The sequence below is a fragment of the Rossellomorea sp. LJF3 genome, from assembly GCF_037046045.1.
In the GTDB taxonomy this organism is placed as follows: Bacteria; Bacillota; Bacilli; order Bacillales; family Bacillaceae_B; genus Rossellomorea.
On record NZ_JBANLY010000004.1, the window covers coordinates 225321 to 248017 of the forward strand.

General features: G+C 46.6%; 21 protein-coding genes and 2 riboswitches. Of the genes, 14 read left to right on the forward strand and 7 right to left on the reverse strand.

The annotated features are described in order from the left end of the window. Positions 1 to 25: 25 nt before the first annotated feature. Entirely contained in the window at positions 26 to 673 is a 648-nt protein-coding gene (locus tag V8G47_RS06590) for a 2OG-Fe(II) oxygenase (protein WP_336199449.1), read from the forward strand. A gap of 41 nt (positions 674 to 714) precedes the next feature. On the opposite strand, the gene V8G47_RS06595 is transcribed toward V8G47_RS06590, so the two are convergent. Beyond that, on the reverse strand, positions 715 to 1674 hold the full coding sequence (locus V8G47_RS06595) for a DMT family transporter (protein ID WP_336199450.1): 960 nt from the start codon (positions 1672 to 1674) through the stop codon (positions 715 to 717). A 366-nt stretch (positions 1675 to 2040) separates the two neighbouring features. Then, positions 2041 to 2218, forward strand: a riboswitch (Lysine riboswitch). Positions 2219 to 2333: 115 nt separating this feature from the next. Here V8G47_RS06595 and lysA point away from each other — a divergent pair. The 3 genes from lysA to V8G47_RS06610 all read left to right on the forward strand — a co-directional run bounded on the left by lysA (position 2334) and on the right by V8G47_RS06610 (position 5619). Next, a complete protein-coding gene (gene lysA, locus V8G47_RS06600; protein WP_336199404.1) occupies positions 2334 to 3620 on the forward strand; it encodes a diaminopimelate decarboxylase in 1287 nt (428 codons plus the stop codon). Positions 3621 to 3730: 110 nt separating this feature from the next. Continuing rightward, entirely contained in the window at positions 3731 to 4600 is an 870-nt protein-coding gene (locus V8G47_RS06605; protein ID WP_336199405.1) for an ABC transporter permease subunit, read from the forward strand. After that, positions 4600 to 5619, forward strand: coding sequence for an ABC transporter permease subunit (locus tag V8G47_RS06610; RefSeq protein WP_336199406.1), 1020 nt, complete (start codon positions 4600 to 4602; stop codon positions 5617 to 5619). The genes V8G47_RS06605 and V8G47_RS06610 overlap by 1 nt, the downstream gene beginning before the upstream one ends. A 93-nt stretch (positions 5620 to 5712) precedes the next feature. Here V8G47_RS06610 and V8G47_RS06615 read toward each other — a convergent pair whose 3' ends face one another. Then, entirely contained in the window at positions 5713 to 6420 is a 708-nt protein-coding gene (locus V8G47_RS06615) for a DUF1836 domain-containing protein (RefSeq protein ID WP_336199408.1), read from the reverse strand. Positions 6421 to 6575: 155 nt separating this feature from the next. On the opposite strand from V8G47_RS06615, the gene htpX reads away from it, so the two are divergent. The 3 genes from htpX (at position 6576) to rlmD (ending at position 10313) form a co-directional block, all read left to right on the forward strand. Then, complete coding sequence (gene htpX, locus V8G47_RS06620) at positions 6576 to 7457, forward strand: protease HtpX (RefSeq protein ID WP_336199409.1); 882 nt, start codon at positions 6576 to 6578, stop codon at positions 7455 to 7457. Between the two features lie 164 nt (positions 7458 to 7621). Then, complete coding sequence (locus tag V8G47_RS06625) at positions 7622 to 8788, forward strand: N-acetylmuramoyl-L-alanine amidase family protein (RefSeq protein WP_336199410.1); 1167 nt, start codon at positions 7622 to 7624, stop codon at positions 8786 to 8788. 160 nt (positions 8789 to 8948) lie between these two features. After that, positions 8949 to 10313 carry a 23S rRNA (uracil(1939)-C(5))-methyltransferase RlmD gene (gene rlmD / locus V8G47_RS06630; RefSeq protein WP_442970803.1) on the forward strand — a complete coding sequence of 455 codons (1365 nt, stop codon included), beginning with the start codon at positions 8949 to 8951 and terminating at the stop codon, positions 10311 to 10313. A gap of 148 nt (positions 10314 to 10461) precedes the next feature. Here rlmD and V8G47_RS06635 read toward each other — a convergent pair whose 3' ends face one another. From V8G47_RS06635 to V8G47_RS06645, 3 genes are read right to left on the reverse strand one after another with little or no spacing between them, the layout of a single operon-like run. Beyond that, positions 10462 to 11055, reverse strand: coding sequence for a hypothetical protein (locus V8G47_RS06635; RefSeq protein WP_336199412.1), 594 nt, complete (start codon positions 11053 to 11055; stop codon positions 10462 to 10464). Then, on the reverse strand, positions 11052 to 12083 hold the full coding sequence (locus V8G47_RS06640) for an ABC transporter permease subunit (RefSeq protein WP_336199413.1): 1032 nt from the start codon (positions 12081 to 12083) through the stop codon (positions 11052 to 11054). The genes V8G47_RS06635 and V8G47_RS06640 overlap by 4 nt, the downstream gene beginning before the upstream one ends. Then, complete coding sequence (locus V8G47_RS06645) at positions 12080 to 12985, reverse strand: ABC transporter permease subunit (protein WP_336199451.1); 906 nt, start codon at positions 12983 to 12985, stop codon at positions 12080 to 12082. The genes V8G47_RS06640 and V8G47_RS06645 overlap by 4 nt, the downstream gene beginning before the upstream one ends. A gap of 306 nt (positions 12986 to 13291) precedes the next feature. Between V8G47_RS06645 and V8G47_RS06650 the strand changes: the two genes are divergently transcribed. The 3 genes from V8G47_RS06650 to V8G47_RS06660 all read left to right on the forward strand — a co-directional run bounded on the left by V8G47_RS06650 (position 13292) and on the right by V8G47_RS06660 (position 16595). Further along, on the forward strand, positions 13292 to 14737 hold the full coding sequence (locus V8G47_RS06650) for a protein adenylyltransferase SelO (RefSeq protein WP_336199414.1): 1446 nt from the start codon (positions 13292 to 13294) through the stop codon (positions 14735 to 14737). Positions 14738 to 14804: 67 nt separating this feature from the next. Continuing rightward, entirely contained in the window at positions 14805 to 15839 is a 1035-nt protein-coding gene (locus tag V8G47_RS06655) for a zinc-binding dehydrogenase (RefSeq protein WP_336199415.1), read from the forward strand. A gap of 183 nt (positions 15840 to 16022) precedes the next feature. Continuing rightward, a complete protein-coding gene (locus tag V8G47_RS06660; RefSeq protein WP_336199416.1) occupies positions 16023 to 16595 on the forward strand; it encodes a cysteine hydrolase family protein in 573 nt (190 codons plus the stop codon). 63 nt (positions 16596 to 16658) lie between these two features. On the opposite strand, the gene nei is transcribed toward V8G47_RS06660, so the two are convergent. Next, on the reverse strand, positions 16659 to 17486 hold the full coding sequence (gene nei, locus V8G47_RS06665; RefSeq protein WP_336199417.1) for an endonuclease VIII: 828 nt from the start codon (positions 17484 to 17486) through the stop codon (positions 16659 to 16661). A 121-nt stretch (positions 17487 to 17607) separates the two neighbouring features. Then, positions 17608 to 18507, reverse strand: a complete 900-nt coding sequence (locus tag V8G47_RS06670; RefSeq protein ID WP_336199418.1) for a Gfo/Idh/MocA family protein — start codon at positions 18505 to 18507, stop codon at positions 17608 to 17610. A gap of 175 nt (positions 18508 to 18682) precedes the next feature. Next, positions 18683 to 18786: riboswitch (purine riboswitch) on the forward strand. 135 nt (positions 18787 to 18921) lie between these two features. Here V8G47_RS06670 and V8G47_RS06675 point away from each other — a divergent pair. From V8G47_RS06675 to V8G47_RS06690, 4 genes are all read left to right on the forward strand, one after another. Next, positions 18922 to 19785 carry a 5'-methylthioadenosine/S-adenosylhomocysteine nucleosidase gene (locus V8G47_RS06675; RefSeq protein ID WP_336199419.1) on the forward strand — a complete coding sequence of 288 codons (864 nt, stop codon included), beginning with the start codon at positions 18922 to 18924 and terminating at the stop codon, positions 19783 to 19785. A gap of 103 nt (positions 19786 to 19888) precedes the next feature. Next, a complete protein-coding gene (locus tag V8G47_RS06680) occupies positions 19889 to 20827 on the forward strand; it encodes a TRM11 family SAM-dependent methyltransferase (protein ID WP_336199420.1) in 939 nt (312 codons plus the stop codon). A gap of 266 nt (positions 20828 to 21093) precedes the next feature. Further along, entirely contained in the window at positions 21094 to 22125 is a 1032-nt protein-coding gene (locus V8G47_RS06685; protein WP_336199421.1) for a fatty acid desaturase, read from the forward strand. A 76-nt stretch (positions 22126 to 22201) separates the two neighbouring features. Next, positions 22202 to 22675, forward strand: coding sequence for a response regulator (locus V8G47_RS06690; RefSeq protein WP_336199422.1), 474 nt, complete (start codon positions 22202 to 22204; stop codon positions 22673 to 22675). The last annotated feature ends 22 nt before the right edge of the window (positions 22676 to 22697 follow it).

Sequence of the window (22697 nt, forward strand, 5' to 3'; positions counted from 1 at the left end):
GATAAGAGGTTGATGAAAGTTGGCAATGAATACGACTGAAACAGCTGTAAAGGAACAAACGATTTTCCACCACACGGGGAATAAAATCAAGACGGAAGACCGGGATATCCAGATCATCGCGAAAATGGAGGAGCCATTGATCGTCGTGCTTGGCAATGTGCTGAGTCATGAAGAATGTGATGAACTCATCCAATTGTCTAAGGACCGTGTCGAGCGTTCAAAAATCGGGAACACAAGGACAGTCGATGGACTGAGAACGAGCAGTTCTGTCTTTTTGGAAGAAAGTCATGACGTCGTGACACGTGTTGAAAAGCGAGTCTCTCAAATTATGAATATACCCGTTGAGCACGGGGAAGGTCTTCAAATCCTGAACTATAAACCGGGACAGGAATACAAGGCTCATTTCGATTTCTTCTCGGCATCGGCAAGGCCTGTGAAGAATCCGAGGATCAGTACCCTTGTCATGTATTTGAATGACGTAGAGGAAGGCGGGGAAACCTACTTCCCGAAGCTGAATCTCTCAGTTTCCCCTCAAAAGGGAATGGCGGTTTACTTCGAATATTTCTATGATAATCAAGAGTTGAATGACTTGACGCTCCATGGCGGTGCACCGGTTGTCATCGGGGACAAATGGGCTGCGACCCAGTGGATGAGAAGGCAGGTATTTAAATAAGAAAAAGGAGGAGCAGCCCAAGAGTGGGGTGCTCCTCCTTTTTAGCTTGCGGATTTTACCGGTTTCACCAATCCGGCATTCATTCTTTTCACGTTGACGGTATGGATGATCATGCCGGCGATGATCAGGAGGATGCCGAGGAGAGCAAACCCTGATGGAATGGGAACGGAAAGGATGGCCGCTTCACCCATGATGACGAACAGGATCTGGGTCGACTGGGTCGCTTCCACTGCCGCGAGCTTCCCGGGATGATGCCTTGCCATATTCGTCGCAAGGAAAAAGAGGGAAGTCGCAATCACACCTGAGCAAACGGCCACGATAAAGGATTGTGTCACTTGACCAGTGGAGGGAACGCCTACTTTTAAAAATGCATAGCTTCCAAGGATCAACCAGAAGGGGGTGCTTGCGATCGTCATGCCGAGTACCCGTTGGAACGTATCAAGCTTCCCACCGCATACCTCCATCATTTTACGGTTCCCAAGGGGGTAAGCGAATGCTGCGATGATCACCGGTAAGACTCCTGCGATCATTTCTGAAAGAGACAGCCCACTGGCATTTTCCTGTTGGATGAACAGCACTCCGATTAAAATGATCGAGGAAATGCCGAGAGCCCTTTTTTGAATGGCGTGCCTCCGCCTTACAGGCCCTGATGTGAAAAACAAGGGAGCGAGCAGGATCCCTGCCACAATCGTGAATTGCCACGTGCCCGCAACAAGCCAGCCAGGTCCATATGCTGCCGCATACGTCAATGGACCATAAAAGAGGACAAACCCGACAAAGCTCCACGTCAGCCACTCGTATGGCTTCTTCTTCATTTCAATCCACACTTGATTTATATTCTTCCGTAAACCTACAATAAGGAAAAGGAAAGGGAGCATGAACAAAAAACGCAGGGACGAACTCCACATCCAGCTTCCGCCGGCAAGCTCCATGGACCGGTTCAGGATGAAGGTGACGGCAAAGAACATGGATGAAATGATACCGAGAGTCAGTTCTTTGATGGGAAGCACTCCTTTCTGATACATACACTATCGTTTATTTTAAATTCATTTTAGAGGAAAAATCCTCACTAAGGAAGTTAATAATAGTTTTTTAATCCTTGATTGGTGGTTTTTAAGGGCTTCAGACTATCACATTCACATCATTGTGGGAAAATCGTCCTTGATTGCGTCGTTTTCGAGGGTGATTGCGTCATAATGGAAGTAATTGCGTCGTTATTAAATTAATTGCGTCATTCCCCATAGTTTATGCGTATTTTTGAAATAAATGGTAATACGAGCTCCGAAATCACGCTATATCCAGAAACCAATTGACAACCATTTCAAGAGAATGATATAGTTATGCCAATAAAAAATATACAGTCACTCTCTGATAATAGAGGCGCGAGAATGATGAGTACCTTCTTTGAGAATAATGGATTCCGGGATAAGTTGGGAAAGGCAGATCGCCGAAGCAGAAAATAGCCAATTCTATTTTTTGTTGGGCCAGCATTGAAGAAATGCTGGACTGTCACAATGCAAAAGGTTGTGGAGCACTATTGAAGAGATGTTAATACATAGTCTTCATCATGTTTCCGTAAACTTTGATGAAAAACCGTATGAGCATCTGCTTCATACGGTTTTTTTGTGTTTTTTTAGAGAGTCTAAAGGAGTTAGGGAAAATGAGTACAGTTGATGTGAATGTTCAAGGGGATTTAATGATCGGGGGGATCGGTACGGGAGAGCTTGTCGAAAGATACGGCACGCCCCTGATGGTTTATGATGAAGGGATGATCCGCGGGAATGCGAAATCGTTCCGGGATGCATTCCATGAAAGTGGTCTGAAATATCAGGTTGCCTATGCGAGTAAGGCATTTCTTTGTAAAGAAATGGTGCGTCTGGCGGAGCAAGAAAACCTCTCCCTGGATGTGGTCTCAGGCGGGGAATTGTATACGGCACTTGAAGCTGGTTTCCCGGCAGCACGCATCCATTTTCACGGGAACAACAAATCCGAAGAGGAGCTTAGAATGGCTCTTGAAGCTGAAATCGGCTGCTTTGTCGTCGATAGTTTCCTTGAACTTGAACTGCTTCATGACCTGGCAAAAGAGCGGGAGCAGGAGGTGCAGATCCTTATCAGGGTCACACCGGGCGTGGAAGCCCATACTCATGAATACATCACGACGGGCCAGGAAGATTCGAAGTTCGGATTCAGCATTTCAAACGGTCAGGCGGCAACGGCGATTGGGCTTGCGATCAGGAAGCCGTACTTCTCATTGCTCGGCCTCCATTCCCATATCGGATCTCAGATTTTTGAACAGGAAGGCTTTGATCAGGCGATCCGGATATTGTCTGATTTCATGCAGCGGATCCGGATCGATTTGGACGTCACGATGCCGGTTCTGAATATCGGTGGCGGATTTGGTGTCCGGTATACGGAAGAAGACCAGCCTCTGCCGATTCCGACCTATGTCAAGGGGATAACGGATAGTGTGAAAACCTATTTTGCCAAAAATGAATACCCACTCCCGGAAGTCTGGGTGGAGCCGGGTCGAAGCATGGTGGCGGAAGCAGGTAAGACGTTGTATAAAGTGGGCTCAAAGAAAATCATCCCGGATGTGCGCACTTATGTGGCGATTGACGGAGGGATGACGGATAATATACGCCCGGCGCTGTATCAGGCGAAGTATCACGCGGTACTGGCCAACCGTCCGAATGAGGAATGTACGGAGCTTGTGAGCATCGCGGGGAAGTGCTGCGAGTCTGGCGACATGCTCATCTGGGACCTGATGCTGCCGCCGACGAATTACGGGGATATCCTGGCTGTGTTCAGTACGGGGGCCTACGGGTATTCAATGGCGAGTAACTATAACCGGATACCGAGACCGGCAGTTGTGTTTGTGGATAACGGGGAATCCCGGGTCGTGATCGAGCGGGAGACGTATGCGGATCTTGTGCGGAAGGATCGATAGGGAAAAGAAGGGTGGAGTCCAAAGGGTTCCATCCTTTTTTTTATGGTAATTTCTGGGTTGTTATGATAACGTAAAGGTAACTTTATCCAATGAATTCGGAGGATCAATCTATGAATCTTAATTCGATCGGTTCTATGGTGTTGAAATTTGTCTTGGTTCTGTTCGGGATCATTCTTCTTACAGGTCTCATCGGCTTGTTCAACGAAGGCGTGGATCTCAGTCTGAAACAATATATACTCAATATTGTGGAGATTTCAACCTCCCTCGTCCATTCTGAGTCGATGACCATCACGAATGAATCGAACAACTCGTATCCTATGTTCCCGGCCTTCTGGGAGCCGTATTTCTATTCTGTTTCGATCTTTTTGTCTGCCTTTCTTTTATCCGTCCTCATGGGCATATTCCTTGCGTACCTTACACATTTGCTGCCTTCCAGCTGGTCAAAGTTCATCCTTAGGGCGACCAACCTGCTCGAGTCCACACCCGATATCTTCATCTTGATCGTCATTCAATACGGTGTGATTTTCATCTTGAAAGAGACGGGGGTGCTGCTGTTTCCGATCGTCGGCTCCCAGGAAAAGGTGTATCTCGTCCCAATTGTGACCCTGTCCATCTTGCCGACGATCATGTTGTTCAGGATCATCTATCTATTGGTGAATGATGAATACGGGAAGACGTATGTTGATCTGATCAGAAGCAGGGGGATGTCCAAGCACTCGATTTTCTTCATCCATGTCCTGCGGAATATTGCGTTCAGTTTATTGAATCATTCCAAATCGATCATTCTGTTTCTCTTATCTTCTTTAATCGTGTTTGAAAAATTATTTAATATTTATGGCATCACACACTTCATTCTGTCATTCTCTCAAATGGATGTGATCAGTTTCAGTCTGATTATGTTCTATTTGCCTGTTTTCCTCCTGCTCATCCTCATCAGAACCATCGTTGATCGGAAAACCGGACAGAAGGTGGCGATATGATGCTGAAAAAATTGATGAAGAATCCACCATTTATAATGGGGTTTATTTTTCTGTTCGGTATGTTTGCCGCAAGTCTTGTTTACTATGTGGGGTGGGGGGATGAGGTGCCAAAGCTTGACCTTTTGAAAAATGATGAAGGGTCCCTTCTCAGCCCTCCCTATTCACCGGTGGAGGCACCACCTCTTGGAACCGACAATTTCAACCGGAATATCTTCCTTCTTATCATCGTTGGGGCGAAATATACAATAGGGGCAGCGCTCTTGATCACGCTATGCAGGGTACTGCCTTCTATGTTAATGGGGTTGGTGCTTCATTTTTATTTGAAACCGTTCAGGAGAATCATCGATCACATGGTGGATGCTGCCAACTATTTTCCGCCGACCTTATTATCGTTTTTATTATTGAATTGGATGCTGCTTGATGGTCCGTTATATAATCCTGATGGTTTCCCGTATGATTTTACGGATAAAACGATTTTTTACCTGATCATTCTTATCGTGATTTCGCTTCCGAGCCTGACCCTGCTATTTACGAATGAATATGACCGGATCATGAGTCACGAGTTTATTGATAGTGCGAAAGTGCTGGGGGCAACGAAGCGCCATTATATCAGGAATCATATTCGTCCTTTTATTCTTCCGCAGATTCTTCTCGTGTCGATCAGGGAATTTATGATCATCATGCTGCTGATTGCGCATCTTGGGGTTTTGAACATTTATATAGGGGGATCGTCACTTGAGATAGACCTTTTTGACAATCAGTTTCTTGCCTCCCTTTCTCATGAATGGTCGGGTCTTCTCGGAGGCTGGTGGCAATTCCTGTGGACGACCTATCCGTGGATTTCTTTCATCCCTGTCATTTTCTTTACTTTGACGATCCTGTCGGCAAAGCTGATGCTGATCGGGGCGACACAAGTGGTGGAAACCCTTATGGAATCCTCAATAGAAGAAGGGTCGGCTGAAGAAACTGAAACCCCATGCCTAAAAGAAATGTTCCAACTTGTGAAAGAAGCGAAGTGAGAGGGAGTAAAGAGGGACGGACCTCTGATTTTAAAGCGAAACCCAATAGGGACGGACCTTCATTTGCAAAAATGAAGGTCCGTCCCTATTGGATTAAGATAAGGCATCCATGACATATCTCTTCGTTACATCCTGATAAAATCCGGCCTGGACCGTCAATACGGATACAATCATGACATTAAGGACTTTGGTGAGGTTTTCCTCTGCAATTCCGTCAAAGGTTGCCAGCATAGCGCGGCACTCTTCCTTGATGAATCCATCGATATGCTCGTTCACTGAACCATCCGCCGTTTTGATGGACGGGAGGGACTGGTGGTGGATCCTATCGAAGATTGATGCATAGGCAAGATAAAGATCCGTGGGATTGACGATGTCATCGGTTCGGTCTTCGATATTATTGAACACAAGAGTCAGGATCTTACGAATCGATTCAAAATCAAGTGTCGCTTTCAGGTCTTCGACGATGAATAACATGGCGGCCTGTTCGGTGGTGTATTTTTTACCGAGTTGGGGGGATCCGATCAACCCTCTTACATCCCGTTTCACCCAGTTCTGGACAGTGCTTTGAGGGAAATTGGTGAATTCGATCAGGTTTCCCAGGGAGACGATCTCATTGAGGGAAAAGCCGATTTCGCCTTTGGGTGATTTAAGGATTTTTTTGATGATGGGTGGACGCTCGTTTCCTTGAACGGGATCCGACCAGATTTCCCCGATGACCTCATGTGGATTCCTGCTAGCAGTGCCGTTCAGAGAGAGCAGCAGGTCGGCCATATTATTGCGTGTCAGTTTAAACGTTTCCATCGTGATTACCCCGTCTCTTTTGCAAATATCTTCTTCTATACTACTGGTTAGGTGAAGTCTCGTCAATTTCACCTTTTGCTTGTATTTTGACCATGAAGGATTTATAATATAAGCAGATACAGGTTCATTTGAACTTGAAATAGGAGTGAGAAAAGATGGGGAAACGAATATTTTATTTCCTGTTAACGAACGTTTTAGTACTACTGACGATTAGCATCATTTTTTCCGTCACAGGAGCGGGGAATTACATCACGGCTTCAGGCGGATTAGATTTAGGGGCACTGCTCGTATTCAGTGCGATCATCGGTTTTTCCGGATCGTTCATCTCTTTAGCGATGTCACGCTGGATGGCAAAGAGGATGATGGGTGTACAGGTATTGAATCCGGATGGGGCTTTATCAACTGAGGAACGTGCCGTTGTCGAGAAAGTCCACCGTCTATCAAAAGCGGCAGGACTCATGCATATGCCGGAAGTGGGAATCTACCATTCTCCCGAAGTGAATGCATTCGCAACAGGACCTTCTAAGAAACGCTCACTTGTTGCCGTTTCGACTGGATTGCTTCGTGAAATGGATGATGATGCGGTTGAAGGCGTCATTGCCCATGAAGTGGCCCACGTTGCGAACGGGGATATGGTGACGATGACCCTGCTGCAAGGTGTGGTCAATACATTCGTTGTCTTCCTCGCACGGATCGCCGCATGGATTGCGTCCCGATTTGCAAGGGAAGAAATGGCACCAATTGTGCATTTCATTGCTGTGATCGTATTCCAGATCGTCTTCTCGATCTTGGGAAGTCTCGTTGTCTTCGCGTATTCACGCCATCGTGAGTATCACGCAGATAGAGGCGGAGCGGATCTTGCCGGTAAGGATAAAATGGTCCATGCTCTGCAGATGCTGAAGGCTTACTCAAGCCGGATGAAGGGGGAAGACGACACTGCGATTTCTACATTGAAAATCAATGGACGACGTAAATCTGCAATGTTCTCGACTCACCCGGATCTGGATGAGCGGATCAGCCGTTTGCAGGCGAAATGATAAATGTAAAGGTGCCTGTCCCCGTTAGTGGGGGCAGGCACCTTTTTTATGTTTTACCATGAAAATGATAAACATGCCTCTATGAAATGATTCTATTCTTTTCCCCTCGCCGTGACCATTTGTACAAGCTATGAATATTTTACTAGTAAAGGAGGATACAAAATATGGTAAAAGCTAGTGATTATTTAATAGCATTGGATGATGGTCACGGTCTTGGGACAGCAGGTAAACGGACGCCATATATTCCGTCAATCGGAAGGCAGATCCGGGAAAACGAGTTCAATGAGAAAGTGACCTTGTTTTTGAAATTGGAATTGGAGAGATGTGGATTCCGGACGCTGTTAACGGCTCCGACCGATGCAGATACCCCGCTTCAGGCGAGAACCGATGCCGCGAATTCCATGGGGGCGGATGCATTGGTTTCCAACCACTATAATGCCTTTGATGGGAAGTTTGATGGCCCGGGGAAGGATGCTGAAGGGCATTCGCTTCATGTATATTTCAATGATGCAAAGGATAGAAAACTTGCTGAGAATATTGCGAAGTACTTGAAGCAGGGGACGAAGCAGGTATACCGGGGGATCATTGAGCAGAATCTTCATATGACGAGGGAGTTCAATGGCCCCGCGGTACTTGTCGAGAATGGCTTCATGGATAATGAGAGGGAAGCGTTGCTCATGATCAACGAGGATTTTCAGCGTGAGACGGCAAGGGAGCAGGCACTGGGAGTGTGTGATTTCTTCGGGGTGTCTTATGTGGCTGCAGGTAACGGCGGGAACGTCGGGTCACCTCCCGTTTCCGGTGGGACAAGCAGCGGAAATTTTGTCGGCAAACGCGTTGAGAGTATTTACAAAGGTGCAGAAGGTCTTGACTTCTACAGCCGTCCGACCTTCGATGATACCTACCGTGCAGGAATATTGAAGTACGGGTATGGATTTCCGACGATTGTCCGGAAGCTGAAGGTGGAAGGTGCCGATATGTATGAAGTCATGAATTCAAGGGGGCATGTTTATTATGTGACCGCATCACCGAAATATGTAAAGGTTGAAGGAAGTGGACAGCAGGGGGGCTCAGCCTCACCTCCGCCTGCATCAGGAGGGCCGATTGCCATTGGAGAAATCACCATAATAGGAGTCGCCAATGCTGCCATCATTCAAGATCGCCCAGATCGTTTGACATCCAAAGACCTCGGTACCATCAGGAAAGGACGGACCATTCCCGTCACGGGATCCGTCAGAGGGAAAAACAGCAGCTCAGGCTATTGGGAAGTCGTCTACAACGGAAGAAGGGCCTATGTCACCGGAGAATTCGGACGTTACAGAGCCTATTAGTCTGTTCCTAACAAAGAGGAGCCTTGCATGCAAGGCTCCTTCTTTGTGCTGTTTGCCCCCTATATCCCTGTTGCATTCCGCCTCCATTTTTAATAAAGTATAGAGTTAGAGAGCAATTTGAAGGAGGACGTAAAAATTGTCGAATATCAAACCAGAAACGATGGTTGCCACTATAGAAGAGTTAGATCAAAAAGGGTCGGGACAGGCTGTGATCTGGCGTGAGAATGAGCTGGGGAATCCGAAGAAACTGCGACTCACAATCCCTCAGACCCTGATCGGGGAAAAGGTGAAGGTGACGGTCGATCAGCCGGACCGCCGGAGACGGAAGGCGATGGCGGATGAAATCCTGGAGGCGAACCCAGAGCGCACCGAGCCCCCCTGCCCGCATTTTGAACGGTGCGGAGGTTGTGTGTGGCAGCATTGGGACTACGAAGGTCAGTTGAAGCACAAGACCGATCACGTGAAAGAAGCCCTGAATGGACAGGGGTTTGATCCCGCACTTGTCCGTGACACGATGGGAATGGACAACCCTTGGCGTTACCGCAATAAGATGGAGTTTACCTTCTCACCGGAGGGAGCTCTCGGTTTGCATGAGCAAGGGAATTTCCGAAAGATCATTTCCCTTGAAACCTGCCTGATTGCAAGTGAAGAAATGGTGGAAGCGACAATGGAAATCGCTGATTGGGTGAAGGATCATGCCTTAGAAGGATATGACAAGGACAAGCATGAAGGGTTATTGCGCCACTTGATGGTCCGCCAATCATTTGCGACAGGTGAATTGATGCTTGCCCTGTTCGCAACGGAAGCACCCCACGACCATCAAACAGCCGTTGAAGACTTAGTGAAGCGCGTCGGTGATAAATTCCCTCATGTAAAAAGCTTATTGTGGCTGGAGAACACGGCATGGGCAGATCGTACCCAGGCAGAGGAGATCCACCTGCTATCGGGACGTGATTTCATTTATGACGAAATGGACGGTTACCGTTTCCGCTTATGGTTCGATACGTTCTTCCAAACGAATCCGATTCAGGCACAGAAGCTTGTGGACCTGGCAATCGAGATGAGTCAGCCGAAGAAAACGAAGAAGATGATCGATCTTTTCTGTGGAGTAGGAACGTTCTCCCTTCCTTTTGCAAGTAAAGTAGGGGAGCTTGCTGGTATCGAGATCGTGGAAAGCTCCATTGAATCGGCGAAACGGAATGCAGATGATAACGGGATCTCAAATACGACATTCCTCGCAAAGGATGCACGGAAAGGAATCGACCAGATGCTCGAAACTTTCGGTCATCCACAGCTGTTGATGCTTGATCCGCCGCGTTCCGGTGCCGGCGGGAAAGTGATGAGACGAATCGGTCGCGCGAAACCGGAGCGCATCGTGTACGTTTCATGTAATCCGGATACCTTCGCGACGGATATCAAGGAACTTGAACCCTTCGGATACACTCTTGATGCGGTTCAACCGGTTGACCTATTCCCTCATACGGTGCATGTGGAATGTGTCGCGACACTGACTTTGAATCCATAAGCGGGAATGGCCATCCACTCCCCCTATGAAAAAAAACACCCGACCCAAATGTGGGCCGGGTGTTTTTTGATGGTCCACTATTATCAGACAAAAATTAGAGGGACGGACCTCCATGCTTCATTCGAATGGAGGTCCGTCCCTGAACTTTTCATTTAATCGGCCTTGATTTTTTGAATACGTCTGTCAGGTTCCATTTTGCGCCATTCCCGCTTGGATCGGTAATGTTGACGATGGGAGCGACCTTAATCATACCGGTTACTGTTCTTCCATTGTGTTTGAATTCTGTCTGGCCGATGGTGGCAGCGATGTTTTCTCCCCATAATCCGTATTTTTCCTGGATCTTTGATTTTTGGATGCCGGGATTGAATAGGACCTCCATTTTATAACGTTTATCAGGGTTGACCCGATCCACTTTGATCTGGAAGTGGCCTTTTTCGTCCACAACACCGGTACTTTCGGTGACGTACTCCATGTCTTCTTCCCCCTGCCAATTGATCACCCTTGCATACGATTCATGGTCCCCGTATTCCTTGAGACCGGCAAACATGATGGCATCTTTGGGGAGGTTGCTTTGTCCATCCACAATCAGTTCCTTGTCCTTAAGGAAGACCGTCCCGGTTATTTCGATTCTGATCCCGGTAGGCGCTTGCTGTCTAACCGGAAGCTCCGTCGCCATTTGAACACGACAGCCTGTTAACAACAGAAGACAGGCTGTGAGGATAGACGTGATTTTATTTCTCATCGGGACTCCTCCTTAGAATGGCCACGGCTAATAAATGTGAATGGATCTTCCAGGTTGATTGACGGCTTATATTTATTTGGTCCGGTTTTCTCCTTTGTAATTGGAAATTTTTCTTCCAGTAAGACCTCCTTCAGAAATCGGCTCACCTCATTGATACATAAAACTGAAACCGCAAAAAAAGCGAGAGGGGTCATCACCAGCCACGTATGGAGGAAGACCATCTGAATATTCATGCTCATCGTCGCAGCCCATTCATTTGTGTAAGAGAAATATTCAGGTACGGGCTCGGTGATCCCGAAGTTCGCTATTTTCAAACCACCCAAACAAATATGAAGAACCCCGATTTGAATGAGTAGATAAAGGGTTTGGGAGATTTGTTCCGAAAACATGACGAGGGCATGGCGGCTGAACTGCGGGCGTAAATGCCGCTTGATAATATAGAACTGTGATGCTCCTATTTGTTTGGATACAGAAACGAAATCATTTTTCAAATACTCTCTCATTTCTTCCCCGATATACATCCCAAGAGATGGAATCACGATAATCGCTATTACAAAGACCTCGATTATTAAGAAGCGGAAGGAAAAAATGGAACCAGCCTCGAAAGCAAGTTGCAGAGGAGAGAGAAGGACAAAGGCAATGATGGCCAGTGGGATGAAATTAAACGTATCCCCGACCCCTTTAATCATCTGTCTCGCCCAATTTGGCAAAAAAGCATACATAATCCCGAAAAGAAAACCGCCGATCATGCGAAGAAGAGCGATGACAATTGCAGAAAGTAAAGTATATTTTGCACCGGACAGTAGTAGATAGAATAGATTCCGTCCAAGTTTATCGCTGCCCAGAGGGGCCATTTCTTCCATAGAATATGGGGGATCCGCAATCAATCTTCCGGCGTCATCTTTTAAATACGGCGGCCCGGGTTCGAGGAGTTCCGGATAGACCACAGGCACGATGAAGCTGGCTGAGAGCAGAATCAGAAGAAAACCTAGTGGGAGCCAAAAACGGAATGATCTAAGAATGATCATGAACTGACCTCCCCGCCTGACAGCCATTTCTTAAGTAATACGGCTCCCAAAGTAAACACAATGAAAAAGGGTATGTAAATCATCAGCATACCGATAAAAAAAGCACTAGGCGTATTTCTTGACACATCCAGAAGCACATTCATAAATCCATTAATGTTAAAGAGAATCTCGATGATCAACAAATTGGAAAGCATGAGAAGAAAAATCGGTTTGATATGATAATAAAAGTGGATCCACACGTTCCGGAATAAGTGAACCCAGATCGTATATGCCTTTGAAAATCCTTTCGAATAGGAATACTCTACATACGGTTTTTCTTCTTCTTCCCGAAGCTGAAATAAGAATTGCTTTGTCAAAAATGCAATCGGCATGATGGCTAGACAAATAATCGGTAAAAGGTAGATTTTTTCTTCGCCAAGGGTATAGATTTCAAACAGCAGGATATCCGTTTTCTTAAAGAACCAGACGATGAACAGCTGGATAAATACAATGATCATGACGTCCGGAAGGGAATCCAGTGAATCGAGTAAGCGAAAGCAGACTCGGTAGACCTTTCTGGGCAAAAACATAAACAAGTAGCTTATTAGAGAAGACGTGCCGGCAGCAAGGAAAAAGGCAAGCAGCAGGAGCGAGAAGGAATAACCGAACAGTTGGAAGAACAATGGGTAAATCGGATAGCTCTTAAAGTCCATCGGATCGCCGACTTTGATGATGATGGATCCGGGTTGGAGTAGTTCATAAGCCATTTCCTGAAGGGTTTGTAGATACTTCCCCAGCATGATGACCAATTCAGTGTCGTATGCAAGCAGAGAACCTGCAGCGCTGAAAAGGAATAGACCGAAACATGTGAGTATGAATTGAATGGGGAGACCGACGATAGGTAATCTTCTCAGTTGAAGCACCTCCAATGTCTTTTAGAAATAGTATAACTTCGTATTACAAAAATTTCAAAATAATTTTAATTTTTACAATTATGTTAATTCGATGGGTAATAGGATTTGAATAGTAATCCAGCCCAATGAAAATCCTATCAGTATATTCATCACAGTAGGATTGATAATCTTTGGGGGTGTTTTCCGCAGAGGCCATAAAGGACATTAGGGGGAAAGAAAGGTATAATGAAGGGGAGATAAAAGGGAACTTCACCAAAAAATCATAGAAGGAGTCTATGGTTTTTTGTTTTATTTATTGAAAAGGAGGAGAGGACGATGGAAATGAAAGCAGGTTGGAATCTCGAAAACAGTTATAGAAGCCTTCCTGGAATATTTTTCACCAGCCAGATTCCAGAGCCTGTGCGTGCCCCAAAGCTGATGGTTCTAAATGAGCAGGTTGCTGAGTCCCTGGGGCTCGATGCCGAAAAGCTGGGAGCGGATGTGCTATCGGGCAATGAAGTCCCTGAAGGAGCAGAGCCCCTTGCCCAAGCCTATGCGGGCCACCAGTTCGGACATTTCAATATGCTGGGTGATGGACGGGCTGTCCTGATTGGCGAGCAGATCACGCCGGAGGGAAAACGATTCGATATTCATCTTAAAGGGGGAGGAAGAACCCCATATTCCCGTGGAGGGGACGGTCGGGCAGGACTCGGTCCGATGCTACGGGAGCACATCATCAGTGAAGCCATGCACGGACTTGGGATACCGACTACCAGGAGTTTGGCGGTAGTGACAACGGGTGAACCCATATACCGGGAAACGGAGCAAGAAGGTGCGATCCTGACCAGGGTGGCCGCCAGTCATCTCCGCGTCGGGACGTTCCAGTTTGCTTCAAGATTCGGAGAAGTGGGTGATCTCCGCGCCCTTGCAGATTATGCCCTGGAGCGCCACTATCCAGAGGGCATGGATGCTCCAAACCGCTACCTTTTCCTACTGAAGGAAGTCATCAAGCGCCAGGCAGCCCTAATCGCAAAGTGGCAGATGGTCGGATTCATCCATGGTGTCATGAATACGGACAATATGGCGATCAGCGGGGAAACGATTGACTACGGCCCCTGTGCTTTCATGGATACGTATGACCCGAAAACGGTCTTCAGTTCCATCGATGCACAAGGGAGGTATGCATACGGGAATCAGCCGCCGATCGCAGGATGGAACCTCGCCCGCTTTGCCGAAAGCCTGCTTCCGGTCCTTCATCCGGAACAGGAAGAGTCCCTCAAGCTTGCCCAGGAGGCGGTTCTGGAATTTTCCAAGTTGTATGAAGGGCACTGGCTTGACGGCATGAGGGCCAAGCTTGGGATCTTCAATGAAGAAGAAGGGGATCGCCCGTTGGCAGAAGAACTGCTGGAACTCATGAATAAACATCATTCAGACTTTACGAATACGTTCCGGAGCCTGACGTTGGGTCGTGAAGAGTCAGATGTATTCAACACACCTGAATTTACGTCTTGGAAGGAACGATGGAAAGAAAGGCTGAGCAGACAGGACGAGAAACTGGAAGCGTCCAAGCAGCGGATGCGCACGAGTAATCCGTCGGTCATCCCGCGTAACCATAGGGTGGAAGAAGCGCTTCAGGCGGCAGTGGAAGAAAATGATTACAGTGTGATGAACGACTTGCTTTCGGTTCTGGAAGATCCGTACGCTTACTTTCCAGGCCAGAAAGAATATTGCACGCTTCCAAGTCCGTCGGACCGTCCGTACCGCACCTATTGTGGAACGTAAAGGTCATGGGTTGAGGGCAGATTTTTCGGCAACACTATAACCAACGTAATGGAAAGGTGGAACGCTCATGAAGGCCGTTCAAGTTACAGGGTATGGAGATGTCGACAAGCTCCAAGTCGCGGAGATTCCCGTCCCCACCCCTAAAAAGGGGGAAGTCCTTGTCAAAGTAAAGGCGTGTGCCATTAACAATACTGAAATCTGGATGAGAGAAGGCGCATATGGAACCGAAGAGAAGTCTGGATGGCGGCCTGAAGGGGTCCAGTTTCCAAGGGTTCCCGGTTCGGATATCACAGGTGAAGTGGTAAAAGTGGGTGCGGATGTTTCCGAAACTCTGTTGGGTAAAGATGTGGTCCTGTTCCCATTCACTTCAAGCGGCACGGAAGGAAGCGAACATATATCAGACGATATGTCATTCATCGGATCCGAATACGACGGCGGCTATGCTGAATACGTCGTCTGGCCATCGGAACTCTGTTATGACATGCCTCTCTCCACATATGAAGAAAGTGCCGTGTTTTCCGTCAGTGGTTTGACGGCATGGCATATGGTGGAACAAATCAAGGCTCAGCCTTCGGAAACGATCGTTGTCACCGGTGCCAACGGCGGTGTGGGATCATTGAATGTTCAAATTGCTTCCAAGGTTTTCGGAGCAAAGGTCATTGCCATAGTAGGGGACCTGGCTTTAGAAGACAAGATGAAAGAGCTCGGTGCCACATACGTATTGTCCTATAAGTCGCCAAACCTTGCCGGTGAAATACTTGATGTAAACGGAGGCCCGGTCGATTCCGTGTTGGATGTAGTAGGGGATGCACTGTTCGAAACATCCCTTGAAGTCTTGAAAAAAGGCGGCAAATTCTGTATTTCAGGGTCAGCCGGTGGTCAGAAAACGCAACTCGACTTCAGAACCCTTTATTTAAAACATATCACGTTCTATGGTTCGGTCCTGGGGACAAGAGAAGAGTTCAAACATATGCTTGATGCGATTTCGGAAGGGAAAATCAAGCCGGTCATTGACCGGACGTTCCCGCTCGAGCAAGCCCGTGAAGCACAAAACTATTTTAAACATTCAGGGAAGCTTGGGAAGATCGTCCTCCTTCCCTGACATACATGCGATGAAGCTCGGAGTCATACGTGATTCCGGGCTTTTTTTGCTGTTTGAAAGGATTGTAAGGGAGATAAGCCGAACTATACACATATAAACTTTAAAGGGGGCGGTACATGATGAAAAAGATGACCGAACGACAACTATTTAAAAGAGGACTAAAATCGTAAAGGGGTTTTATATGTGAAGCAGGCATTACTTGTCATTGATGTGCAACAGGAATTAGTGGAAGGCAACGAAAAGGAACAGTCGGTCTTTCAAAAAGAAAAACTGATCGAAACCATCAACAGAGTGGTCGCCAAGGCAAAGAAAGCAGATGCCCACATCGTCTTCATCAGGGATAAAGACGTCGCAGGTGGTACCGGCGAAGGGTTCGGGGTACATCGGGACCTAGAGATTCCGGATTATGCAGAAGTATTTGATAAGCTTGCCACCAACTCGTTTTACGGGACACCGTTACTAGCCTTTTTAAAAGAAAAAGAGGTAGAGCATCTCGTGATTGCAGGCTGTCAGACCGAGTACTGCATCGACACGGCTGTCCGTTATGCGACGGTCAGCGGATTCGATGTCACCCTGGTGGCTGACGGCCATTCCACCAAGGACTCCCAAGCCTTGAAGGCGGAGCAAATCATCGCCCACCATAATGTTGCTTTGAGGGGTCATTACAATGTGGATCATTTCTCGGATGTGAGACCATCCAGTGAGGAACTGTTCCAGCCGAAGCATGATGAGTATCGGAAGGAATATGGAATGTAGGAGAATTAAGCCCATTTTATCAGTGAGTGAGCTGGTAGATGGGCTTTTTTGCTCTATTAGTATCTAATTCGTTATATCCTGACAGTTCGGACAGTAATACAATCTTCTCGAAGCCGCCACGATTTTCTCAATCTCGCTCCCACAAATGAAGCAAGACGCCCCTTCACGATTAAACACCCAGTGTCGATAGCGGGGACGCTTCACTCCTTTTGATTTCAGCTTTTTGGCAAGTTTGGGATCATTCGTGATACCGCCTGTCTCGTACGATTGATTCACCAAATCAATGGTGGCATGGGCAGCTTTTTTTAATTGGTCTTCCGTACAATCAGCCGGGCGAAGAGAAGGATGGATGCCTGCCACAAACATGATCTCTGATCGTAAATAGTTTCCGATTCCTGCTACAAAGCCCTGATCCAATAGTAGAATCGACCATTTACGGTTTCGGAATCGTTTATCCTTCATCCTCTCGACCAACTCATCCGCGGTTACCTCTTCACTTAAAAGGTCCGGTCCTACCTTTGCGATGAAGGGATGTCCGGGGACTTTTTCATCACGGAGTACTTCAATATCCGAAGCACTGTAGAGGAGGGCCGACTTCTTCTCGTTATGGATAGCGAGGCGGAGCTGTCGATTGGTTTTCGGATAGTTGTACAGGTTCCGGATATACCATTTTCCGTAAAGTTGATTGTGGGAGTAGATGGTGTATCCATTGTCAAAACGGATGAGCATGGCTTTTCCTTTCGTGTCCACTCTTGTCACGTTAGAACCCTGCAACAGTTCTTCATAATCTTCTAAATGAGGGAAGGCAAAATAAACATCTTCCACTGTTTTATTTTTAAGAGCACGCTCAACGTTATCGGCTGCTCTTCTGATTTCGGGACCTTCTGGCATTTGGTTTCTCCTTTTTTACTATAATTGTTCCCCCTTTTCAGCAAGTTGTAACATTTGGGTGGGTTAGAAGGGAAAAGAAGAGGGACGGACCTTGCAAGGTCCGTCCCTCTTCTTTATATAGCTACTCGATCATTCCAACAATCCGTTCACAAATTTCATGGGTGATCAATGAGTCACTGATGGAAGGGTTGGGTTCATGCCCTTTTTCCACACATTCGAGGAAGTGATCGACCAGATCGTAGAAACCCCGTTTATACAGTGTCGGTTCCCAGTCCCCAAAGGAGGAAACGCTCATTTCTTTGTTATGATAGTGAGTCGTTTCCACTAGGCTGTTGACGACGTATTTATGATGTCCGGCAGAGTATTCGATGATTTCTTCCGTCACGCCTCCGTCACGATTCATAATGCCGACTGCCGTACAGTTCTCACCAATGAGCTGTATGACGAGATGGTGAAGGAGATCTCCTTTTTTAAGGGATTGAACCTTCACATCCAACACCTCTGAATCCAGGAGGAAACGAAGGGTATCGACGACATGGATGAAATCTTCGACCACGAATCTCCTCGGCTCGTCCGGAGCAGCGAATCGGTTTTTTTGCATCAGGAGGAAGCTCGGTTTCCCGTGCTCTTTCAGTTCCTTTACCTTAGGGATGAAGCGCCGGTTGAATCCGACCATGGCGATTTTTCCGCTGTCTTTCGCAAGCTGTACGATTCGCTCCGTTTCCCCGAAGGTCAGGGAAATCGGTTTGTCTATGTATACATGAATGCCGTTCTCAAGGAGCTTCTCCGATATTTCATAGTGGGCTTCGGTGGCTGTACTGACGAAGGCAGCATCGATGTTTGCGGCTATCAGTTCTTCCACTGTCTGAACCCTCTCCTCGACTCGATATTTATCTCCAAGTGCATGTAACGTCTTGGCATTTCTTGTGCAAAGGACCAATTCTATGCCTTCTTTTTCAGATAGGACAGGAAGATAAGCTTTCTTTGCGATATCCCCTAATCCGATAAGACCGATTTTCATCGTCTTCACCTCTTCATTTTTCTTTTATTATAGTATTCTACAATAGGATTTCAAATGTAACGCTTTCAGCTGACAGAGAGACATTCTTTCAAACACGAACAATAACTAAATTAATTAAAATAAAATTCGTATTTTGGTTGATTAAAAGAAGAGGGTTTGTTATAGTTACACCGTACCACCATTACATATCGTCACTCGTATATCCTCAGTAATATGGTCTGAGCGTTTCTACCCGGTTCCCATTATAAGAACCGGACTACGGGTTGAAGTATTCGGTTTTTACGGTTTTTTTGCCGTTTTTGCTTTTACTTTGACTTCTGAGATCTGGAACGTAGATTCACTCTACCATGACAGGTCTTTTTCTTTTGACCAAAATCAGCGGGATCCAATCACCAAGAAAAGGGAGAGATTCACATGAAAAAGAAAATCGCATCACTCGCAGCTGTGTCTGTACTGGGTTTATCCTTATTTACGGGGTGCAGCTCAACGAACAAAACGGAAGCGAAAGATAAAAAGGAAGAGCAGCCGATCCTGATTCAGGGGCCGATGCCCATTGAAGCAGAAAAATTTGCAGGGAAACTGAAAAATGTGAAAGAAGAAAAGTCTGGATCATTTGTCTTTTATAAAGGAACGGTGGACGACTACCCGGTCATCGTTGCCAAGACGGGTAAAGGAATGGAAAATACGGCAGCAGCCACGGCTGTGGCCATTGAAAAATATGATCCCATCGCCATCATCAATCAAGGGACTTCAGGCGGTCATGACCCGGCATTGAACGTGTTTGATATTGTAATTGGTGAAAGAACGGTCAATCTTGGGTCATTAAAAACAGGCAACCTGGCCGATGAAGAAGGAATCGACCCTACTGCCTGGAAGCCGATGGACCTGATGGCTTCTGAAGGAAGTGCCGGGGAAGACCCGAATGCAGAAAAAATCCGCTATTACGATGGTGACGAGACACTGCTTGCGGCTGCCAACGCCGTAAAGGATACCTATAAAAAAGGCAAAGTCGTCGAAGGGACGATCGGTTCTGCGGACGTATGGAATAATGAAGTGGACCGCATCCAATGGTTCCATGAGAAATACGGTACTTCCGTAGAGGAAATGGAAGGGGCAGCGGCGGCTCAGATCGCCGGGGCATACGACGTACCTTTCCTTGGAATCCGTGTTCTGTCAAATAACAAAACGAACGGCGGAGCATACAATCCCGACACAGCAGCTGCGAACCAGGGGTATGTATATGAAGTGGTAAAAGAATATATTGCAGAGATGGAGTAATTCATTTCTTTAGGGACGGACCTCCGAGTCGCAACGGAGGTCCGTCCCTATTTATGTGTTACAATGGTGAAATGCAATATCTCATTTTGTACATCATACGGAGTTGGTCATAATCGAAACGAAAAACTATTTATATACGTATTCATGGGAACCGAACGAAGAATCACTATGTGCATTGGAAAAACGCACATTGTTCGGTGAGAGTTCTGAATCGGGTATTCTTGAAAGTCCGGTGAAAATAGATCCGAGCAGGAGTCCTTTTATTCGGGAGAGGCTTGAGGTCATCTGTGAAGGTGCCGAGTTCGAAGAATTACTGGATGAAATACGGGGATTGGATGCAGTGGATGGATTCAAAGTCGTGTTCGTACAGAATCCCGATGCCGACCGGGTCGGCTTCAAGAAGCTGAGAAGGATTGAAAAGGAAATCGGGCTTCACCTGAAAGGCGAAGCAGAACTAGTCAATCCAGACATTTGGTATGGAGTCATCAAGACGCGGGACCGCTGGGTGTTTGGGTTCTATAAGAAGAATGAAGCGGTTTGGCTGCACCACGTGAAAAAGCCACATAGTTACTCCACAGCTTTGAGTACCCGTGTGGCGAGAGCCGTCGTGAATATTGCGGCTCCCGAAACGGACGGGATTAAGATGATCGATCCCTGCTGTGGAATCGGGACGGTACTGGTAGAGGCATTATCCATGGGAATTGATATTGTCGGGAGTGACCGTAATCCGCTGATCCTCGAGGGGGTAAGAGAGAATATCGCTCACTTTGGACTTGATGGGGACGTGTCATTAAGGGACATCAATGATGTAACCGGGAGCTACGACGCCGCGGTCATTGACCTGCCTTACAATCTTTGCTCCGTCATAACGGATGATGAACAACTGGAAATGCTCAAAAGTGCGAGACGATTCGCTGAAAAGGTCGTGATCGTAACGTTGGAAGATGTGGATCACAATGTTGAAAAAGCGGGCTTCGATATTGTCGACCGTTGTGAAGTAAGTAAAGGAAGATTTGTGAGACAGATACTGGTATGTGCGTAATGAGCGTGGGAGACCACGCTCTTTTTTTTATGACACTTTTTCACCAAAACAAGAATATATTTCTTTTTCCCAATAATAATAAAGTTAATTGAACGTTTGGCTGAGTGAGAAGAAGTCAGGATTATCAAGGGTTCCGGGCAATGTAAACGCATTACATTTTTTCCCTTATGACATTTGTCATGCCCAGCATATGACACCTACTACTAACACGATGATCCCCCTTATCCTATAATGAATCCAACGCCTTAAACGAAGGGAATTATGACATGACAAATATAAAAACATTGAAAAAAGAAGTTGCTCCTTATGAAAAGTCTACAACGAAAGAAAGTGTATGGCAGATGATCAATACGCTGGGGCCATTCTTTCTATTATGGTTCCTTGCGTATCAAAGTCTGTCGGTATCATACTGGCTCGCACTCGTTCCAATCGTGATCGCCGCAGGATTCTTGACGAGGATCTTCATTATCTTTCATGATTGCACCCACTTTTCTTTCTTTAAAAGCCGTAAAGCCAACCGGGCAGTCGGAACGGCCATGGGTGTACTGACACTGTTCCCGTTCGATCAGTGGGGACATGATCATGCCGTCCATCATGCGACAAGCGGAAATCTGGATAAACGGGGAACCGGTGACATCTGGACCCTTACCATCGACGAATATTTAGCGGCACCTTTGAAAACACGTTTAGCGTATCGTTTTTACCGCAATCCGCTCGTGATGTTCGTTCTGGGACCGATTTATGTATTCCTTTTGAAAAATCGATTTAATCGTAAGAACGCTCGTAAGAAAGAGCGCAATAATACGTATTTAGTGAATGTCATCATCGTGGCACTTATTGCACTGCTTTCTGTCACGCTTGGATGGCAGGAATTCCTTCTTGTGCAGGGGTCGATCTTTATGGTTTCAGGTTCGATCGGAATCTGGTTGTTCTATGTACAGCATACGTTTGAAGATTCCTATTTTGAAGAAGACAAAGAGTGGCAGTATGTGCTGGCAGCCGTGGAGGGAAGCTCATTCTATAAGCTTCCGAAAGTTATGCAGTTCCTGACTGGTAATATCGGCTATCACCATGTCCACCACCTGAGTCCAAGGGTACCGAATTACAAGCTGGAGCAAGCTCATGAAAATACGGAGCCACTACAAAATGTACCGACGATTTCACTCTTAACGAGCTTGAAATCCCTTCGCTTCAAGCTATGGGATGAAGAAAATAAGACGTTTGTAAGCTTCAGGGGCATCAAATCCTCAGCAAAATCAAGCGCGCGTATTTCCACACAAGCCAAACCTGAATTATAAACGCAGCCGACTCTCCTTATGATATTCATATAAGGGGAGTCTTTACTTGATACGGTGCAAAAAGGAGAGGACGCATATGATTCGCATAGTGATAGCAGAGGATGAAGAATGGGTGTTAGGAACAATCGGCTCGCTGCTCAACCTTGAAGAAGATATGGAAATAGTGGGAAAGGCGAGGGACAGGGAGCATACCCTGGAACTCATCCACTGCATGCAACCAGACCTCCTTATCCTCGACATCGAACATCTCTTGAGGGACGGACCTCTGGAAGTGCTGGAATGTAGACTGCTGGTACTCGCAACATTCCCTAAAGAGGGATATCTGGAAAGGATACAGGACACCGGTGCAGACGGTTACTTATTGAAGGATAGTCCGAGTGAAGAATTGACCTCATCGATTCGCAGCATGATGGAAGGAACGAAGGTGTATTCTTCAAAACTCATGGAGAAAAAAGAACCTGCATTATACGAAATCCCCCATGCACCGGGACCGGTGAAGAAGAATTATTTCACGATGATCATGGATAAGATGAAGCATCCGACAGGGTGAATGATTCGTCAGCACCTCACAA

Bases quoted from the DNA above. Each gene is read 5' to 3' on its own strand.
- rlmD (WP_442970803.1), top strand. From the start codon at position 8,949: ATGGTTGCCACTATAGAAGAGTTAGATCAAAAAGGGTCGGGACAGGCT.
- V8G47_RS06655 (WP_336199415.1), top strand. From the start codon at position 14,805: ATGAAGGCCGTTCAAGTTACAGGGTATGGAGATGTCGACAAGCTCCAA.
- htpX (WP_336199409.1), top strand. From the start codon at position 6,576: ATGGGGAAACGAATATTTTATTTCCTGTTAACGAACGTTTTAGTACTA.
- V8G47_RS06690 (WP_336199422.1), top strand. From the start codon at position 22,202: ATGATTCGCATAGTGATAGCAGAGGATGAAGAATGGGTGTTAGGAACA.
- V8G47_RS06670 (WP_336199418.1), bottom strand. From the start codon at position 18,507: ATGAAAATCGGTCTTATCGGATTAGGGGATATCGCAAAGAAAGCTTAT.
- V8G47_RS06610 (WP_336199406.1), top strand. From the start codon at position 4,600: ATGCTGAAAAAATTGATGAAGAATCCACCATTTATAATGGGGTTTATT.
- V8G47_RS06635 (WP_336199412.1), bottom strand. From the start codon at position 11,055: ATGAGAAATAAAATCACGTCTATCCTCACAGCCTGTCTTCTGTTGTTA.
- V8G47_RS06640 (WP_336199413.1), bottom strand. From the start codon at position 12,083: ATGATCATTCTTAGATCATTCCGTTTTTGGCTCCCACTAGGTTTTCTT.
- V8G47_RS06675 (WP_336199419.1), top strand. From the start codon at position 18,922: ATGAAAAAGAAAATCGCATCACTCGCAGCTGTGTCTGTACTGGGTTTA.
- V8G47_RS06685 (WP_336199421.1), top strand. From the start codon at position 21,094: ATGACAAATATAAAAACATTGAAAAAAGAAGTTGCTCCTTATGAAAAG.
- V8G47_RS06625 (WP_336199410.1), top strand. From the start codon at position 7,622: ATGGTAAAAGCTAGTGATTATTTAATAGCATTGGATGATGGTCACGGT.
- V8G47_RS06590 (WP_336199449.1), top strand. From the start codon at position 26: ATGAATACGACTGAAACAGCTGTAAAGGAACAAACGATTTTCCACCAC.
- V8G47_RS06605 (WP_336199405.1), top strand. From the start codon at position 3,731: ATGAATCTTAATTCGATCGGTTCTATGGTGTTGAAATTTGTCTTGGTT.
- nei (WP_336199417.1), bottom strand. From the start codon at position 17,486: ATGCCAGAAGGTCCCGAAATCAGAAGAGCAGCCGATAACGTTGAGCGT.
- V8G47_RS06650 (WP_336199414.1), top strand. From the start codon at position 13,292: ATGGAAATGAAAGCAGGTTGGAATCTCGAAAACAGTTATAGAAGCCTT.
- V8G47_RS06615 (WP_336199408.1), bottom strand. From the start codon at position 6,420: ATGGAAACGTTTAAACTGACACGCAATAATATGGCCGACCTGCTGCTC.
- lysA (WP_336199404.1), top strand. From the start codon at position 2,334: ATGAGTACAGTTGATGTGAATGTTCAAGGGGATTTAATGATCGGGGGG.